Here is a 17,943-nt window from a genome sequence, read left to right on the forward strand (position 1 = left end):
CCGCGTCGCATCGAGCGCCGACTATAGTCAGGCATTGGTCGCCATTTCCGAAGGGAGTTCTCGTTCATGCAAGCCGTACGCAGCATCCTGGTGGTACTCGATCCCGAGCACGCCCACAGCCGGGCCCTGACCCGGGCCAAACTCATCGCCAAGGCGACCGGCGCACGCCTTCACCTGTTGATGTGCGACAAGAAACACGACCACAGCGCCCTGCTCAGCCTGCTCTCCAGCCAGTTGCACGATGATGGCTACGACAACGTCACCTTCGAGCAGGCGTGGCACGACACCCTTCACGAATCGATCATCGACGTGCAGCAGGCCGAAGGCTGCGAGCTGGTGATCAAGGAGCACCGCCCGGACAACCCGCTGCGCAAGGCCCTGCTCACCCCCACCGACTGGAAACTGCTGCGCCTGTGCCCGGCGGCGGTGCTGATGGTCAAGACCGAGCGGCCATGGACCGGCGGCGTGATCCTCGCTGCCGTCGACGTGGGCAACAACGACCAGGACCACCGCGTGCTGCATGGCGATATCGTCGACCACGGCTACGCCATCGCCGACCTGGCCAAGGGCAGCCTGCACGTGATCAGCGCCCACCCGTCGCCCATGTTGTCGGCGGCGGACCCGGTCTATCAGCTCAAGGAAACCATCGAGCAACGCTATCGCGAGGCCTGCGCCGCCTTCCAGGCGGAGTTCGATATCAGCGACGAGCGCCTGCATGTCGCCGAAGGCCCGGCGGACGTGCTGATCCCGTACACCGCCAGCAAGCTGGACGCGGTGGTGACGGTGATCGGGACCGTGGCCCGCACCGGGATCACTGGCGCGCTGATCGGCAATACGTCGGAAGTGGTGCTGGATTCGCTGGAATGCGATGTGCTGGTACTGAAGACGGCGGAAGTGGCGGCGCAGTTGAATGAATTGGCACAAGGCTGATTCTTGAGGAAACCTTGAGGGCCTCATCGCTGGCAAGCGATGAGGCCGAAACGGACTAACCCAACGCATCCTTCAAGAAACCCGGCGCGATATACCGCTGGTAGTGGGCTTCAGAAAGAAGAAAGAATTCGGTATCAATGGCATCCCGCAGCTCCGGCAATTCCCACTCGCGAAACTCCGGCAACAACACCAGCCCGTAGGCCTCCAGCTCGCGGATCACCCGCGCGCCGCGGGCGATCAACTGGTAGGCCCAGCAATATTCGGACTGATGGGGGACGTAGCGGATCTTGCGCTGCTCCAGTTGCTGGCGCAGCCGCCCGGCGTCGAAAACCTCCAGCTTGGCGGTCATCACCTGGACCAGCAGTTGCTCCAGACGCAACCACACCGCGCGTTTTTCATCCTCGCTGTAGCCGTTCCAGTGGATCACTTCATGGTGGAATCGCTTGCAGCCGCGGCACACCAGATCCCCGTAAACCGTGGAACAGAGGCCGACGCAAGGCGTCTTGATGGACTGATTGGACATGGGCAAATCGACAGCATGGCAACGGAACAGACGGCCATGTTAGCCCTTTGTCTAACGAGGGTCACCCGCTAAAGTCTTCGCCGCTGCCTTACCTTTATTTTGAATTTGCCGTAGAATCACCCGGCCTTTTAAGGCGCCAAATGTCCGTTAGAAGCTGTTTTCAAAGCGTCACGAGCACAGTTATCCGGTAGAACGGCGTTGGCTCGGGAGATTCACCTGTGAATGTCCCGTGCCAGCCCTCATCAGCTCCCCGTTCTGCAGGCGTAAAACTTTGAAAGCAGCTTCTGTAAGGATTTCCTGCAACTCTGGCTACGCGGCTCAAAAAGCCGTATTTGCGCATGAGTGCGGATTTTCTGGATGAGCGTCCCGGACACCCATTTGGGACCACTGATGAGGGTAATAACTGTGCTTGAAGCCTACCGCAAACATATCGAAGAGCGCGCAGCCCTGGGTATCGTTCCCCAGCCGCTTAACGCCGAACAAACTGCAGGCTTGGTCGAGCTGCTGAAAAACCCGCCGGCCGGCGAAGAAGCCTTCCTCGTTGAACTGATCACCGACCGCGTTCCGCCGGGAGTCGACGAAGCCGCCTACGTCAAGGCCGCTTTCCTCTCCGCCATCGTCAAAGGCGACGCCAAATCCCCTCTGATCGACCGCAAGCGTGCCACCGAGCTGCTGGGCACCATGCAGGGCGGCTACAACATCGCCACCCTGGTCGAGCTGCTGGATGACGCCGAACTGGGCGCCGTCGCGGCCGAACAGCTCAAGCACACCCTGCTGATGTTCGATGCCTTCCACGACGTGGCCGAAAAAGCCAAGTCCGGCAACGCGCACGCCCAGGCTGTACTGGACTCCTGGGCTGCCGGCGAGTGGTTCACCACCCGTCCTGCCATCGCCGAGAAATACACCCTGACCGTGTTCAAGGTGCCTGGCGAAACCAACACCGACGACCTGTCCCCTGCTCCAGATGCCTGGTCGCGCCCTGATATCCCGCTGCACGCCCTGGCCATGCTGAAAATGGCCCGTGACGGCATCGAGCCAGAGCAACCAGGTTCGGTCGGTCCGCTGAAGCAGATCGAAGCGGTCAGAGCCAAGGGCTTCCCGGTCGCCTACGTCGGTGACGTGGTCGGTACCGGTTCCTCGCGTAAATCCGCAACCAACTCCGTGCTGTGGTTCTTCGGCGACGACATCCCGTACGTGCCGAACAAGCGCGCCGGTGGTTTCTGCTTCGGCACCAAGATCGCCCCGATCTTCTACAACACCATGGAAGACGCCGGCGCCCTGCCGATCGAATTCGACTGCACCAACCTGGCGATGGGCGATGTCATCGACGTCTACCCGTTCAAAGGCGAAGTACGCCGTCACGGTAGCGACGAACTGGTCACCAACTTCGCGCTGAAAACCGAAGTCCTGCTGGACGAAGTCCGCGCTGGCGGCCGTATCCCGCTGATCGTCGGCCGTGGCCTGACCGAAAAAGCCCGTACCGAACTGGGCCTGGGCGCTTCCGACCTGTTCAAGAAGCCAGAGCAGCCTGTCGACACCGGCAAGGGCTACACCCTGGCGCAGAAAATGGTCGGCAAGGCTTGCGGCGTGACCGGCGTTCGTCCGGGCACCTACTGCGAGCCGAAGATGACCACCGTCGGTTCCCAGGACACCACTGGCCCGATGACCCGTGACGAGCTGAAAGACCTGGCGTGCCTGGGCTTCTCCGCTGACCTGGTCATGCAGTCGTTCTGCCACACCGCGGCCTATCCGAAGCCGATCGACGTCACCACCCACCACACCCTGCCGGATTTCATCCGCACCCGTGGCGGCGTGTCCCTGCGTCCTGGCGACGGCATCATCCATAGCTGGCTGAACCGCATGCTGATGCCTGACACCGTCGGCACCGGCGGCGACTCGCACACCCGCTTCCCGATCGGCATCTCGTTCCCGGCCGGTTCCGGCCTGGTCGCCTTCGCCGCCGCCACCGGCGTCATGCCGCTGGACATGCCGGAATCGATCCTGGTTCGCTTCAAGGGCAAGCTGCAACCTGGCATCACCCTGCGTGACCTGGTTCATGCCATCCCTTACTACGGGATCAAGCAAGGCCTGCTGACCGTCGAGAAGAAGGGCAAGATCAACGCCTTCTCCGGCCGCATCCTGGAAATCGAAGGTCTCAACGATCTGACCGTCGAACAAGCCTTCGAGCTGTCCGACGCCTCGGCCGAACGTTCCGCCGCGGGTTGCACCATCAAGCTGCCGGAAAAGGCCATCGCCGAGTACCTGACCTCCAACATCACCCTGCTGCGCTGGATGATCGGCGAAGGCTACGGCGACCCACGCACCCTGGAGCGCCGCGCGCAAGCCATGGAAGCCTGGCTGGCCAACCCTGAGCTGCTGGCTGCCGATGCTGACGCCGAATACGCCGAAATCATCGAAATCGACCTGGCCGACGTCAAGGAGCCTGTGCTCTGCGCGCCGAACGACCCGGACGACGCTCGCCTGCTGTCGAGCGTTCAGGGCGAGAAGATCGACGAAGTGTTCATCGGTTCGTGCATGACCAACATCGGTCACTTCCGCGCTGCCGGTAAATTGCTGGAGAAGGTCAAGGGTGGCATCCCTACCCGTCTGTGGCTGGCTCCGCCAACCAAGATGGACGCTCACCAACTGACCGAAGAAGGCTACTACGGCATCTACGGCAAGGCTGGCGCGCGCATGGAAATGCCAGGCTGCTCGCTGTGCATGGGTAACCAGGCTCGCGTACAGACCGGTTCGACCGTGGTTTCCACCTCGACCCGTAACTTCCCGAACCGCCTGGGCGACGCGACCAACGTGTACCTGGCTTCGGCCGAACTGGCCGCGGTCGCTTCGATCCTCGGCAAGCTGCCGACCGTCGAGGAGTACATGGAGTACGCGAAGAACATCGACAGCATGGCTGCCGACGTTTACCGCTACCTGAGCTTCGACCAGATCGCCGAGTTCCGCGAAGTCGCCGCGAACGCCAAGATCGCCGCTGTTCAGATCTAAGCAGAACCTGCGTTGAAAAAGCCCCGCTGAAAAGCGGGGTTTTTTATGTCTGCTGCATTCGTGATTGATGATTTTAGGACCGCTACGCGGTCCCGGAAACAAAAAAACGGTGCCCGCCTCTCGACGGACACCGCTGTTCAAAGCCGAAGCCTGCGAAAAATGCCTTAGAACGAATCCCCCGGCACCCGCACCCACCCTTCCATCAACACCCGCGCACTGCGGCTCATGATCGCCTTGGTCACGGTCCATTGCCCGCCCACCTGCTGCGCCTGCGCACCCACCCGCAGGGTCCCGGAAGGATGCCCGAAGCGCACCGCTTCGCGCTCGCCGCCACCGGCCGCGAGGTTGACCAGCGTTCCCGGAATCGCCGCCGCCGTACCAATCGCAACGGCCGCGGTGCCCATCATGGCGTGGTGCAGCTTGCCCATGGACAGCGCCCGCACCAGCAGGTCGATATCACCGGCTTTCACCTGTTTGCCACTGGACGACAGGTAGTCCGCCGGCGGCGCCACGAAAGCGACTTTCGGCGTGTGCTGCCGGCCCGCGGCTTCGTCGATGTGCTTGATCAGCCCCATGCGCACCGCGCCATGGGCACGGATGGTTTCGAAACGGGCCAAGGCCGCGTTATCGCCGTTGATCGCGTCCTGCAGCTCGGTGCCGGTGTAGCCGATGGCCTCGGCGTTGACGAAGATGGTCGGGATACCGGCGTTGATCAGGGTCACTTCGAAGCTGCCGACACCCGGCACATCGAGTTGATCGACCAGATTGCCGGTGGGGAACATCGCCCCACCGCCGTCGTCTTCATCGGCGGCCGGATCGAGAAACTCCAGTTGTACCTCGGCCGCCGGGAAGGTCACGCCGTCGAGTTCGAAATCACCGGTTTCCTGCACCTCGCCGTTGGTGACTGGCACGTGGGCAATGATGGTCTTGCCGATATTCGCCTGCCAGATGCGCACGGTGGCGACGCCATTGGCCGGGACGCGGGCGGGGTCGACCAGGCCGGCGCTGATGGCGAAAGAGCCCACCGCCGCCGACAGGTTGCCGCAGTTGCCGCTCCAGTCGACGAAGGCCTTGTCGATCGACACCTGACCGAACAGGTAATCGACGTCGTGCTCCGGCTTGATGCTGCGGGACAGGATCACGGTCTTGCTGGTGCTGGAGGTCGCCCCGCCCATGCCGTCGATCTGCTTGCCGTAGGGATCGGGGCTGCCGATCACCCGCAGCAGCAGCGCATCGCGGGCGGCGCCGGGCAGTTGCGCGGCTTCGGGCAGGTCCTGGAGATTGAAGAACACACCCTTGCTGGTGCCGCCACGGATGTAGGTGGCGGGGATTTTGATCTGGGGTACATGCGCCATGGATTTGTCCTGTCAGTTCAATAGGTGAAACCCCAATCGCTGGCAAGCCAGCGCCCACAAGGTGCGGCGTTCACCGTACCTGTGGGAGCTGGCTTGCCAGCGATAAGGCCCGGGCAGTCAACATCACTGCCCGCGCCGTGCCGATATCAGGCCGCGCCTTCCAGGAAGTCCTGGGCAAAGCGCTGCAACACACCACCGGCCTCGTAGATCGACACTTCTTCAGCGGTATCCAGGCGGCAGGTCACCGGCACTTCGACGCGTTCGCCGTTCTTGCGGGTGATGACCAGGGTCAGGGTCGCCCGCGGGGTACGCTCGCCGACCACGTCATACAGCTCGCTACCGTCCAGCCCCAGTGTCTTGCGATCGACGCCCGGCTTGAACTCCAGCGGCAGCACGCCCATGCCGACCAGGTTGGTGCGGTGGATACGCTCGAAACCTTCGGCCACGATGGCCTCGACCCCCGCCAGACGCACACCCTTGGCCGCCCAGTCGCGGGACGAGCCCTGGCCATAGTCGGCACCGGCGACGATGATCAGCGGTTGCTTGCGTTCCATGTAGGTTTCGATCGCTTCCCACATGCGGGTGACCTTGCCTTCCGGCTCGACCCGGGCCAGCGAACCCTGCTTGACCTTGCCGTCTTCCAGCACCATCTCGTTGAACAGTTTCGGGTTGGCGAAGGTGGCGCGCTGAGCGGTCAGGTGGTCACCACGGTGGGTCGCGTAGGAGTTGAAGTCCTCTTCCGGCAGGCCCATTTTCGCCAGGTACTCGCCCGCGGCGCTGTCCAGCATGATGGCGTTGGACGGCGACAGGTGGTCGGTGGTGATGTTGTCCGGCAGCACCGCCAGCGGGCGCATGCCGGTAAGCGTACGCGCACCGGCCAGGGCGCCTTCCCAGTACGGCGGACGGCGGATGTAGGTGCTCATTTCGCGCCATTCATACAGCGGCGGAACCTTCGGCCCCTTGTCTTCTTCGATGGCGAACATCGGGATGTAGACCTGGCGGAACTGCTCCGGCTTCACCGAGGCGCGGACCACCGCGTCGATTTCGGCGTCGCTCGGCCAGATGTCTTTCAGGCGGATTTCCTTGCCGTCGACCACGCCCAGCACATCCTTCTCGATATCGAAGCGGATGGTGCCCGCGATGGCGTAGGCCACCACCAGCGGCGGCGAAGCGAGGAACGCCTGCTTGGCATACGGATGGATACGGCCATCGAAGTTGCGGTTACCCGACAGCACGGCGGTGGCGTACAGGTCGCGGTCGATGATTTCCTGCTGGATCTGCGGATCCAGTGCACCGGACATGCCGTTGCAGGTGGTGCAGGCGAAGGCGACGATGCCGAAGCCAAGCTGTTCCAGTTCGTCGGTCAGGCCGGCTTCGTCCAGGTACAGGGCGACGGTCTTCGAACCCGGCGCCAGCGACGACTTGACCCACGGCTTGCGGGCCAGACCGAGCTTGTTGGCATTGCGCGCCAGCAGGCCGGCGGCGATGACGTTGCGCGGGTTACTGGTGTTGGTGCAACTGGTGATGGCGGCGATGATCACCGCACCGTCCGGCATCTGCCCCGGCACGTCTTCCCAGGCGCCGGCAATGCCTTTGGCCGCCAGGTCGCTGGTGGCGACGCGGGCATGAGGGTTGGACGGGCCGGCCATGTTGCGCACGACGCTGGACAGGTCGAAACGCAGCACGCGCTCGTACTCGGCATTGACCAGGCTGTCGGCCCACAGGCCGGCTTCACGGGCGTAGGTCTCGACCAGCTTGACCTGCTCCTCTTCACGACCGGTCAGGCGCAGGTAGTCGATGGTCTGCGAGTCGATGGCGAACATCGCCGCAGTGGCGCCGTATTCCGGGGCCATGTTGGAGATGGTGGCGCGGTCGCCCAGGGTCAGGGCGCGGGCACCTTCGCCGTGGAATTCAAGGTAGGCGCCGACCACTTTCTGCTTGCGCAGGAACTCGGTCAGGGCCAGCACCACGTCAGTGGCGGTGATACCCGGTTGCGGCTTGCCGGACAGCTCGACGCCGACGATTTCCGGCAGGCGCATCCAGGACGCGCGACCGAGCATGACGTTCTCGGCTTCCAGGCCACCAACACCAATGGCGATCACGCCCAGGGCATCGACATGCGGGGTGTGGCTGTCGGTGCCGACGCAGGTATCGGGATAGGCCACGCCGCGCTCGGAATGGATCACCGGCGACATTTTCTCCAGGTTGATCTGGTGCATGATGCCGTTGCCGGGCTGGATCACGTCGACGTTCTTGAACGCCTTCTTGGTCCAGTTGATGAAGTGGAAACGGTCTTCGTTGCGACGGTCCTCGATGGCGCGGTTCTTCTCGAACGCCTGCGGGTCGAAGCCGCCGCACTCCACGGCCAGCGAGTGGTCGACGATCAACTGCACCGGCACCACCGGGTTGACCTGGGCCGGGTCACCGCCTTTGTCGGCAATGGCGTCACGCAGGCCAGCGAGGTCGACCAGGGCGGTCTGGCCAAGGATGTCGTGGCAGACCACGCGCGCCGGGAACCACGGGAAGTCGAGGTCGCGCTTGCGTTCGATGAGCTGGCTCAGCGACGCGTTGAGGGTCGCGGGATCGCAACGGCGTACCAGGTTTTCTGCCAGCACGCGGGAGGTGTAGGGAAGCCGGTCGTAAGCGCCCGGCGCGATCGCGTCGACTGCCGCGCGAGCGTCGAAGTAGTCCAGGCCGGTGCCTGGCAGGGACTTGCGGAATTCGGTGTTCATGGTCAGGTCGGCTCGGTCACGGTGTTCGGTGGATAGACCCTGTCTGCCCTGCCCCGCCCTGTAGGAGCGAGCTTGCTCGCGATAGCGTCAGCGGGATCAAACCCACTGACAGATTCATCGCCATCGCGAGCAAGCTCGCTCCTACAGAAACAGAGCCAGGTGCGGCGGGCTCTTTATCAGCGCTGCTCGATCGGCACGAACGTGCGCTGCTCGACGCCGGTGTACTCGGCGCTCGGACGGATGATGCGATTGTTGGCGCGCTGCTCGAAGACGTGCGCTGCCCAGCCGGTCAGGCGCGAGCAGACGAAGATCGGGGTGAACAGCTTGGTCGGGATGCCCATGAAGTGGTACGCCGAGGCATGGTAGAAGTCGGCGTTCGGGAACAGTTTCTTCTGCTCCCACATGGTCTTGTCGATGGCTTCGGAGACCGGGTACAGCACGGTGTCACCCACTTCATCGGCCAGCTTCTTGGCCCAGCCCTTGATCACTTCGTTGCGCGGGTCGGACTCTTTGTAGATGGCATGGCCGAACCCCATGATCTTGTCTTTGCGCTCGAGCATTTTCAGCAGTTCGGTCACGGCTTCCTGCGGGCTCTGGAAGCGTTCGATCAACTCCATCGCCGCTTCGTTGGCGCCGCCGTGCAGCGGACCGCGCAGCGAACCGATGGCGGCGGTGACGCAGGAGTACAGGTCCGACAGGGTCGAGGCACACACCCGTGCGGTGAAGGTCGAGGCGTTGAATTCGTGCTCCGCGTAGAGGATCAGCGAAACGTTCATCACCTTGACGTGCAGGTCGCTCGGTTTCTTGCCGTGCAACAGGTGCAGGAAGTGCCCGCCGATGGTGTCTTCGTCGCTGGTGCAGTCGATGCGCACGCCGTGGTGGCTGAAGCGATACCAGTAGCACATCACCGCCGGGAACAGCGCCAGCAGGCGATCGGTCTTGTCACGCTGCTGGTCGAAGTTCAGCTCTTGCTCCAGGGTGCCGAGCACCGAACAGCCGGTACGCATGACATCCATTGGATGGGCGTTGGCCGGAATACGCTCCAGCACTTCTTTCAGCGCCTGCGGCAGGTCGCGCAGGGTTTTCAGGCGCGCCTGGTATTCGGCGAGCTGGGCCTTGTTCGGCAGTTCTCCGTAGAGCAGCAGGTAGGCGACTTCTTCGAACAGGGCGTTGGCGGCCAGGTCACGGACGTCATAGCCGCGGTAGGTCAGCCCGGCGCCAGCCTGACCGACTGTCGACAGTGCGGTCTGCCCGGCCACCTGGCCACGCAGGCCGGCTCCGCTGAGTACTTTTGCTTCGGCCATGGGATATCTCCTTTCTTGAATTTGTTATGGAAGCTTTGGCTAATCGTGTTTCGGATCCTGAGGATACGGCGCCCTGGTTGACGCCTTCGCGAGCAAGCTCGCTCCTGCAGGATCATGTGAGTCAGGCTTTTTTCTGGGCGAACAGGGCGTCGAGGCTCTGCTCGAACGCGTGGTAGTTGATGGCGTCATACAGCTCCATGCGGGTTTGCATGGTGTCGATCACATTCTTCTGCGTGCCGTCGCGGCGCAGCGCGTTGTAGACGTTCTCGGCGGCCTTGTTCATGGCGCGGAACGCCGACAGCGGGTACAGCGCCAGGGAGACGTCGGCGGACGCCAGTTCCTCGGTGGTGTACAGCGGGGTGGCGCCGAATTCGGTGATGTTGGCCAGGATCGGCGCGCGAACGCGGTCAGCGAAGGTCTTGTACATCGACAGTTCGGTGATGGCTTCCGGGAAGATCATGTCGGCGCCAGCCTCGATGCAGGCGGCGGCGCGATCAAGCGCGGCTTCCAGACCTTCCACGGCGAGCGCGTCGGTGCGCGCCATGATCACGAAGCTGTCATCGGTACGGGCATCGACGGCGGCCTTGATGCGGTCGACCATCTCCTGCTGCGAGACAATTTCCTTGTTCGGACGGTGGCCGCAACGCTTGGCGCCGACCTGGTCTTCGATATGGATGGCGGCGGCGCCGAACTTGATCATCGACTTCACGGTACGGGCGACGTTGAACGCCGAGGACCCGAAGCCCGTGTCGACATCCACCAGCAGCGGCAGGTCGCAGACGTCGGTGATGCGGCGCACGTCGGTGAGCACGTCATCCAGGCCAGTGATACCCAGGTCCGGCAGGCCGAGGGAGCCTGCAGCAACACCGCCACCGGAGAGGTAGATGGCCTTGAACCCGGCACGCTTGGCCAGCAGCGCGTGGTTAGCGTTGATGGCGCCGACAACCTGCAACGGGTGCTCGGCAGCTACTGCATCGCGAAAACGCTGGCCGGGACTGCTTTTCTGACTCATGACTCACCTCGTGGGTTAGTGGCGTCCAGGTAGTGACGCTCGATGTTGCGTTTGGAAGCGCCGATGTGGCGGCGCATCAGGAGTTCCGCCAGTTCGCCGTCACGGTCGGCGATGGCGTCGAGAATCCGGTGGTGTTCGGTAAAGGCCTGGCGCGGCCGATTGGGCGTCGCCGAGAACTGGATGCGGTACATGCGCACCAGCTGATAAAGCTCGCCGCAGAGCATCTGCACCAGGGTGCGGTTGCCGCTGCCCTGGATGATCCGGTAGTGGAAGTCGAAGTCGCCTTCCTGCTGGTAATAGCCGACCCCGGCCTGGAACGCGGCGTCGCGCTCGTGGGTGTCGAGCACCCGGCGCAGCTCATCGATCTCGGCTACGCTCATACGCTCGGCGGCCAGGCGGCAGGCCATGCCTTCGAGGGATTCGCGGATCTCGTACAGCTCGATCAGTTCGGCATGGCTCAGTGACACCACCCGGGCGCCGACATGCGGCACCCGCACCAGCAGGCGCTGGCCTTCCAGGCGGTGGATGGCCTCACGCAGCGGGCCGCGGCTGATGCCGTAGGTGCGCGCCAGTTCCGGCTCGGAGATCTTGCTGCCCGGGGCAATCTCACCCTTGACGATCGCGGCCTGGATGCGTCGAAAGACGTTTTCGGAAAGGGTTTCCGAGTCATCCTGGGTTACGCCGGGTGCTTGAGCTGTGTCCAGCATGATTGTCGACACCTTGAAAATCCAATGCGCTGAAATTAGCTAAATACGCCATTGCAGTCAAAGACAAATTCAATATTGTCGACAATCGTCTAAGAACGAACTTCAAGGGACCGCGTGTTGTCTGAGTTGCGCCGCTGGCGCCGGAATACCAGCGTGATAGAATGCCGCCGCCTCTTTGGGGTATGGATAGTGTGTCTGTCATGTTTTTCTGTCAGACCAACGAGGAGCTTGCGCAGAACTGCCAGTGGCCTTGACCTGAACACCCACAGCATTGCGCCAGGATCTATGAGACTTTCGCCCCTTCTACTGTTGCTCAGCCTCTGTTTGCTACCGGCCCTGGGCCAGGCGGCGGGCAAGACCGTCTACGGCCTGAACGAATACGCCCGGCTTGCCGATATCAACCTGGAAGTCGCCGCCAAACTCGACACCGGGGCCAAGACCGCCTCCCTCAGCGCCCGCGACATCAAGCGTTTCAAGCGTAACGGCGAATCCTGGGTACGCTTCTACCTGGCCATTGACGCCGCTCATTCCCATCCGATAGAACGCCCTCTGGCGCGCGTCAGCAAGATCAAGCGACGCGCCGGCGACTACAACCCGGACGAGGGCAAGGGTTACACCGCCCGTCCGGTGATCAGCCTGAATATCTGCATGGGCACCGCCCTGCGCAGCATCGAAGTGAACCTGACCGATCGCAGCGCCTTCCAGTACCCGTTGCTGATCGGCTCCGAGGCGCTCAAGCACTTCGATGCGCTGGTCGATCCAAGCCTTAAATACGCTGCCGGCAAACCCGCCTGCGCCACTGACGCTCACACCGCAGAGTAACCCCGATGCGCTCTCTTACCCTTCATCTGAAAGTCCTGATCACCGTACTGGTGCTGCTGGGTATCCTGATCACGGCTTATCAGATCTTCTTCCTGGGCATCCCGGTGACCGAGGACGAAACCGACGACCTGTGGAACATCGACGCCAAGGTCGAGTTCGTCGCCAGTCCAAAAGACCCGGTCAAGGTCCAGATGTACGTGCCGCCGCTGAGCCGTGACTACGTCAGCCTCAACGAGAGCTTCATCTCCAACAACTATGGCGTGAGCGTCAACCGCGTCGACGGCAACCGCAAGGTGACCTGGTCGGCCCGTCGCGCCAGCGGCAACCAGACGCTCTACTACCGCCTGGTGCTGACCAAGCGCTACAGCACCGAGAAGCCCAAGATCAAAGGCCCGACCTTCCGCGACAGCCTGCCCGTGGAAGGCCCGGAGAAGATCGCTGCCGAAGCGCTGCTGGCGCCGATCCGCCAGCATTCGGCGGACGTCGAGACCTTCGTCGGCGAAACCATCAAGCGTGTCAACAATCTCAACGACGACAACGTCAAGCTGCTGCTGGCCGGTGACACCTCGGTGCAGAAGAAGGCCAAGGTCATCGACCTGCTGTTGTCCATCGCCCACGTTCCGCTCGAACGCGTGCAAACCATCCGCCTGGTGGCCGACCAGCCGCAGACCCCGGAACTCTGGCTGCGCAGCTTCAACGGCAACGATTGGCTGTACTTCAACCCGGATACCGGCGAGCAGGGCCTGCCGAGCGACCGCCTGCTGTGGTGGACCGGTGACGACAACCTGATCACCGTCGACGGCGGCAAGAAAGTCAGCGTCAGCTTCAGCCTGAACAACAGCGAGATGAACGCCATCCGCCTGGCCAAGCTGACCGACGAGAACACCGACGCCGACTTCCTCGAATACTCGCTCTACGGCCTGCCGCTGCAGACCCAGCAGACCTTCATGATCATGGTGATGATCCCGATCGGCGTGCTGGTGATCCTGATCCTGCGCAACCTGATCGGCGTGCAGACCCTCGGCACCTTCACCCCGGTATTGATCGCCCTGGCCTTCCGCGAAACGCAGCTGGGCTTCGGCATCATGCTGTTCACGGTGATCACCGCGCTGGGCCTGTCGCTGCGCTCCTACCTCGAGCACCTCAAGCTGCAGATGCTGCCGCGCCTGTCGGTGGTGCTGACCTTCGTCGTGGTGCTGATCGCCGCCATCAGCCTGTTCAGCCACAAGCTGGGCCTCGAACGTGGCCTGTCGGTGGCACTGTTCCCGATGGTGATTCTGACCATGACCATCGAACGCCTGTCGATCACCTGGGAAGAGCGCGGTGGTGGCCATGCGATGAAAGTCGCCATCGGCACCCTGTTCGCCGCCTCCCTGGCGCACCTGCTGATGACCGTGCCGGAACTGGTGTACTTCATCTTCACCTTCCCGGCGGTGCTGCTGATCCTGGTGGGCTTCATGCTGGCGATGGGTCGCTACCGCGGCTACCGCCTGACGGAGCTGGTTCGCTTCAAGGCTTTCGTGAAGGCTGACGCCTGATGTTCGGACTCTGGAAGACATGGAAGGCCCTGGAAGCCCGGGGCATCATGGGTATCAACCGGCGCAACGCGGACTACGTCCTCAAGTACAACAAGCGCCACCTGTACCCCATCGTCGACGACAAGATCATCACCAAGGAACGGGCGATCCAGGCCGGCATCCATGTGCCGGAGATGTACGGGATCATCTCCACCGAGAAAGAGATCGAGAAACTCGACCAGATCATCGGCGGCCGCAGCGACTTCGTCATCAAGCCGGCCCAGGGCGCCGGCGGTGACGGCATCCTGGTGATCGCCGACCGCTTCGAGAACCGCTACCGCACCGTCTCGGGCAAGATCATCAGCCACGAGGAAATCGAGCACCAGATTTCCAGCATCCTCACCGGCCTCTACTCCCTCGGCGGTCACCGCGACCGTGCGTTGATCGAGTACCGGGTGACCCCGGACCAGATCTTCAAGAGCATCAGCTACGAAGGCGTGCCGGATATCCGCATCATCGTGCTGATGGGCTACCCGGTCATGGCCATGCTGCGCCTGCCGACCCGCCAGTCAGGCGGCAAGGCCAACCTGCACCAGGGCGCCATCGGCGTCGGCGTTGACCTCGCCACCGGCGTGACGCTGCGCGGCACCTGGCTGAACAACATCATCAGCAAGCACCCGGACACCACCAACGCGGTGGACGGCGTGCAACTGCCGAACTGGGACGGCTTCATGAAGCTGGCCGCCGGCTGCTATGAATTGTGCGGCCTGGGCTACATCGGCGTGGACATGGTGCTGGACCAGGACAAGGGCCCGTTGATCCTCGAACTCAACGCCCGCCCCGGCCTGAACATCCAGATCGCCAACGACTGCGGCCTGACCCAGCGTACCCATGCCATCGAGGCACACCTGGAAGCGCTGGCGAAAGACGGTGTCCAGGAAAGCGTCGAAGACCGCGTGCGTTTCGCCCAGAACCTGTTCGGCCACGTGCCGGCCCAGTGAACCTCGACCGCCCCGTCGCTTTTGCCGTCGGGGCGGTCGGTTTCTTCCTGTAGGACCTCTAGGAGCATTTCCTACACGGGTCTACAATGCCTCCCCCGCCTACAAGCCGTTCAAACGAATGCCAACCTGCACACTGCACCCCCTGCCCTACCAGGCCGACCCCGCCCGCTATTTCGACTGCATCCGCCACGCCCCCGGCGCCGTGCTGCTCGACAGCGCCCGTCCGGGCGCCGAACGCGGCCGTTTCGACCTGCTCAGCGCCTGGCCGCTGCGCAGCCTGGTGGTGCAAGCGGGCGAGTCCGGCGGCCGCTACCTGCAACGGCTGCGTGACAGCCTTGCCGAACTGGGTCCGGCCGAGTTGCCGGACGGCGTGGAACTGCCCTTCGCCGGCGGTCTGATCGGCTACCTGAGCTATGACTTCGGCCGACGCCTGGAGCAATTGCCGGAACTGGCGCGAGACGACCTCAGCCTGCCGGACGCGACCCTCGGCCTGTATGCGTGGGCACTGATCAGCGATCACCAGACGGGCACCAGCCAGTTGCTGTTCCACCCGACCCTGGCGCAGGCCGAACGCGAGCGCCTGATCGAACGGTTCAACCCGGTTACACCAAGCCCCAGCGAACGCTTCCACCTCGACGCGCCGATGCGCGGCGACATCAGTGCCGAGCAATACCGCGAGGCCTTCGAACGGGTCCAGCAGTACATCCAGGCCGGCGATTGCTACCAGATCAACCTGACCCAGCGTTTCCGCGCCCCCTGCCAGGGCGATCCGTGGCACGCCTATCAGGCGCTGCGGGCGGCGTGCCCGACGCCGTTTTCCGGCTTCCAGACGCTGGACGACGGCAGCACCCTGCTGAGTTTCTCGCCCGAGCGCTTTATCCGGGTCAGTGCCGGCCAGGTGGAAACCCGCCCGATCAAAGGCACCCGCCCGCGCAGCACCGACCCACTGCAAGACCGCGCCAACGGCGAAGAATTGCTGGCCAGCAGCAAGGACCGCGCCGAGAACCTGATGATCGTCGACCTGCTGCGCAACGACCTCGGCCGCACCTGCGAGATCGGTTCGGTGCGTGTGCCGGAGCTGTTCAGCCTGGAAAGCTACCCGAACGTGCACCACATGGTCAGCGCGGTGACCGGCCGGCTCGCGTCGGACAAGGACGCGCTGGACCTGATCGCCGGCAGCTTCCCTGGCGGCTCCATCACCGGCGCACCGAAAATCCGCGCGATGCAGATCATCGACGAGCTGGAGCCCAGCCGTCGGGCGCTGTATTGCGGGTCATTGCTGTATGTAGACGTGCGCGGCGAGATGGACAGCTCGATCGCTATTCGCAGCCTGCTGGTGAAGGACGGGCAGGTCTGCTGCTGGGGTGGTGGCGCGGTGGTAGCGGACTCGGATTGGGAGTCGGAGTATCAGGAGTCGATCACCAAGGTGCGGGTGTTGCTGGAAACCTTGCAGGGTCTATAGGACCTCATCGCTGGCAAGCCAGCGATTAGGCCCTCGTCTTACAGACTCAAAGAACGATTCGAAGCCTTGATGAACTCTTTCTTCAGCGCCTCGAAATCATGCACCGCCGGGAACTGCGGGAATTCGCGGATCACGTTTTCCGGCGCATGGAACAGGATGCCAGCATCCGCTTCGCCCAGCATGGTGGTGTCGTTGTACGAATCACCTGCTGCGATCACCCGGTAGTACAGGCTCTTGAAGGCCAGGACCGACTGGCGCTTGGGATCTTTCTGGCGCAGTTGGTAACTCACCACGCGATCGGTCTCGTCGGTGATCAGGCGGTGGCACAGCAGGGTCGGGAAGCCCAGTTGGCGCATCAGCGGCTGGGAGAACTCGTAGAAGGTGTCGGAGAGGATCACCACCTGGAAGCGCTCGCGCAGCCAGTTGACGAATTCGACGGCGCCGTCCAGCGGCTTGAGGGTGGCGATCACCGCCTGGATATCCGACAGCTTCAGGCCATGCTCATCGAGAATCCGCAGGCGCTGCTTCATCAGTACGTCATAGGCCGGAATATCGCGGGTGGTGGCCCGCAGCGATTCGATTCCGGTTTTCTCCGCGAAGGCGATCCAGATTTCCGGGACCAATACGCCTTCCAGATCGAGACAGGCAATTTCCACAACACACTCCTCGAACAACGCCAAAAAATGGGAGCTGCACTCTAGCAATGCTTGTCTGGCATTGCGACCCGTCTGGCCGGGCATTTTTTGGTAACATCTGCCCCACTACGAGCGCCAAGCGCCATTCAATGACCGGAAGCCGCCTGATGAGCCAATCCTTCGACGTCGCCGCACTGGCCGCGACCTACGCCAACAAGTCCCCCCAGGACATCCTCAAGCTCGCCTTCGAACACTTCGGCGATGACCTGTGGATTTCCTTCAGCGGCGCCGAAGACGTCGTGCTGGTGGACATGGCCTGGAGACTGAACAAGAACGTCAAGGTGTTCAGCCTCGACACCGGGCGCCTGCACCCGGAGACCTACCGTTTCATCGACCGGGTCCGCGAAGAGTACAAGCTGCCGATCGAGCTCCTTTCGCCGGATCGCGCAAAGCTCGACCCGTTCGTCAAGGACAAGGGCCTGTTCAGCTTCTACAAGGATGGTCATGGCGAATGCTGCGGCATCCGCAAGATCGAACCGCTGCGCCGCAAGCTGAGCACCGTCAGCGCCTGGGCCACCGGCCAGCGCCGCGACCAGAGCCCAGGCACCCGCAGCCAGGTGGCTGCGCTGGAAATCGACAGCGCCTTCTCCACCCCGGAGCGCACCCTGTACAAGTTCAACCCGCTGGCGCAGATGAGCAGCGCGGAAGTCTGGGGTTACATCCGCATGATGGAAATCCCGTACAACAGCCTGCACGAACGCGGCTTCATCAGCATCGGCTGCGAGCCCTGCACCCGCCCGGTGCTGCCGAACCAGCACGAACGCGAAGGCCGCTGGTGGTGGGAAGAGTCGACCCAGAAGGAATGCGGGTTGCACGCCGGCAACCTCATCTCCAAAGCCTGACGGCTTTTTTTAGCTGCAAGCTTCAAGTGGCAAGC

At 63.0% G+C, this 17,943-nt stretch carries 14 protein-coding genes; 7 read left to right on the forward strand and 7 right to left on the reverse strand.

Translation table 11 applies throughout. From position 1 onward, the window contains the following. Positions 1-66 precede the first annotated feature (66 nt). On the forward strand, positions 67-930 hold the full coding sequence (locus tag NTD82_RS16275; RefSeq protein WP_262129462.1) for a universal stress protein: 864 nt from the start codon (positions 67-69) through the stop codon (positions 928-930). A gap of 55 nt (positions 931-985) precedes the next feature. Here NTD82_RS16275 and NTD82_RS16280 read toward each other — a convergent pair whose 3' ends face one another. After that, positions 986-1,453: a DUF1289 domain-containing protein gene (locus NTD82_RS16280; RefSeq protein ID WP_095157767.1), complete on the reverse strand. Its 468-nt coding sequence runs from the start codon at positions 1,451-1,453 to the stop codon at positions 986-988. Between the two features lie 405 nt (positions 1,454-1,858). On the opposite strand from NTD82_RS16280, the gene acnB reads away from it, so the two are divergent. Next, positions 1,859-4,459 (forward strand): bifunctional aconitate hydratase 2/2-methylisocitrate dehydratase, encoded by a 2,601-nt coding sequence (gene acnB / locus NTD82_RS16285; RefSeq protein WP_262129468.1) that lies wholly within the window; start codon positions 1,859-1,861, stop codon positions 4,457-4,459. 164 nt (positions 4,460-4,623) lie between these two features. Here the strand turns inward: acnB and prpF are convergent, their stop codons facing one another. From prpF to NTD82_RS16310, 5 genes are all read right to left on the reverse strand, one after another. Beyond that, on the reverse strand, positions 4,624-5,814 hold the full coding sequence (gene prpF / locus NTD82_RS16290; RefSeq protein WP_262129463.1) for a 2-methylaconitate cis-trans isomerase PrpF: 1,191 nt from the start codon (positions 5,812-5,814) through the stop codon (positions 4,624-4,626). Between the two features lie 146 nt (positions 5,815-5,960). After that, entirely contained in the window at positions 5,961-8,546 is a 2,586-nt protein-coding gene (acnD, locus tag NTD82_RS16295; RefSeq protein WP_262129464.1) for a Fe/S-dependent 2-methylisocitrate dehydratase AcnD, read from the reverse strand. Positions 8,547-8,722: 176 nt separating this feature from the next. Next, positions 8,723-9,850, reverse strand: coding sequence for a 2-methylcitrate synthase (prpC, locus tag NTD82_RS16300; protein ID WP_262129465.1), 1,128 nt, complete (start codon positions 9,848-9,850; stop codon positions 8,723-8,725). A gap of 121 nt (positions 9,851-9,971) precedes the next feature. Next, on the reverse strand, positions 9,972-10,862 hold the full coding sequence (prpB, locus tag NTD82_RS16305) for a methylisocitrate lyase (protein WP_110972090.1): 891 nt from the start codon (positions 10,860-10,862) through the stop codon (positions 9,972-9,974). Next, entirely contained in the window at positions 10,859-11,569 is a 711-nt protein-coding gene (locus tag NTD82_RS16310; protein WP_095157779.1) for a GntR family transcriptional regulator, read from the reverse strand. Before NTD82_RS16310 ends, prpB begins: the two co-directional genes overlap by 4 nt. 285 nt (positions 11,570-11,854) lie before the next feature. On the opposite strand from NTD82_RS16310, the gene NTD82_RS16315 reads away from it, so the two are divergent. The 4 genes from NTD82_RS16315 to pabB all read left to right on the forward strand — a co-directional run bounded on the left by NTD82_RS16315 (position 11,855) and on the right by pabB (position 16,371). Beyond that, positions 11,855-12,391 (forward strand): ATP-dependent zinc protease, encoded by a 537-nt coding sequence (locus NTD82_RS16315; RefSeq protein WP_095157781.1) that lies wholly within the window; start codon positions 11,855-11,857, stop codon positions 12,389-12,391. Between the two features lie 5 nt (positions 12,392-12,396). Then, positions 12,397-13,929, forward strand: a complete 1,533-nt coding sequence (locus tag NTD82_RS16320; RefSeq protein ID WP_095157782.1) for an inactive transglutaminase family protein — start codon at positions 12,397-12,399, stop codon at positions 13,927-13,929. Beyond that, on the forward strand, positions 13,929-14,909 hold the full coding sequence (locus tag NTD82_RS16325; RefSeq protein ID WP_175653742.1) for an alpha-L-glutamate ligase-like protein: 981 nt from the start codon (positions 13,929-13,931) through the stop codon (positions 14,907-14,909). The genes NTD82_RS16320 and NTD82_RS16325 overlap by 1 nt, the downstream gene beginning before the upstream one ends. Before the next feature lie 118 nt (positions 14,910-15,027). Continuing rightward, on the forward strand, positions 15,028-16,371 hold the full coding sequence (gene pabB, locus NTD82_RS16330; protein WP_262129466.1) for an aminodeoxychorismate synthase component I: 1,344 nt from the start codon (positions 15,028-15,030) through the stop codon (positions 16,369-16,371). 38 nt (positions 16,372-16,409) lie between these two features. Here pabB and thrH read toward each other — a convergent pair whose 3' ends face one another. After that, complete coding sequence (gene thrH, locus NTD82_RS16335; protein WP_262129467.1) at positions 16,410-17,027, reverse strand: bifunctional phosphoserine phosphatase/homoserine phosphotransferase ThrH; 618 nt, start codon at positions 17,025-17,027, stop codon at positions 16,410-16,412. Between the two features lie 146 nt (positions 17,028-17,173). Here thrH and NTD82_RS16340 point away from each other — a divergent pair, with 146 nt between their 5' ends. Beyond that, on the forward strand, positions 17,174-17,908 hold the full coding sequence (locus NTD82_RS16340) for a phosphoadenylyl-sulfate reductase (protein WP_095157790.1): 735 nt from the start codon (positions 17,174-17,176) through the stop codon (positions 17,906-17,908). The last annotated feature ends 35 nt before the right edge of the window (positions 17,909-17,943 follow it).

Origin of the sequence: Pseudomonas sp. 5P_5.1_Bac1, from assembly GCF_025466015.1 — a bacterium.
GTDB lineage: Bacteria > Pseudomonadota > Gammaproteobacteria > Pseudomonadales > Pseudomonadaceae > Aquipseudomonas.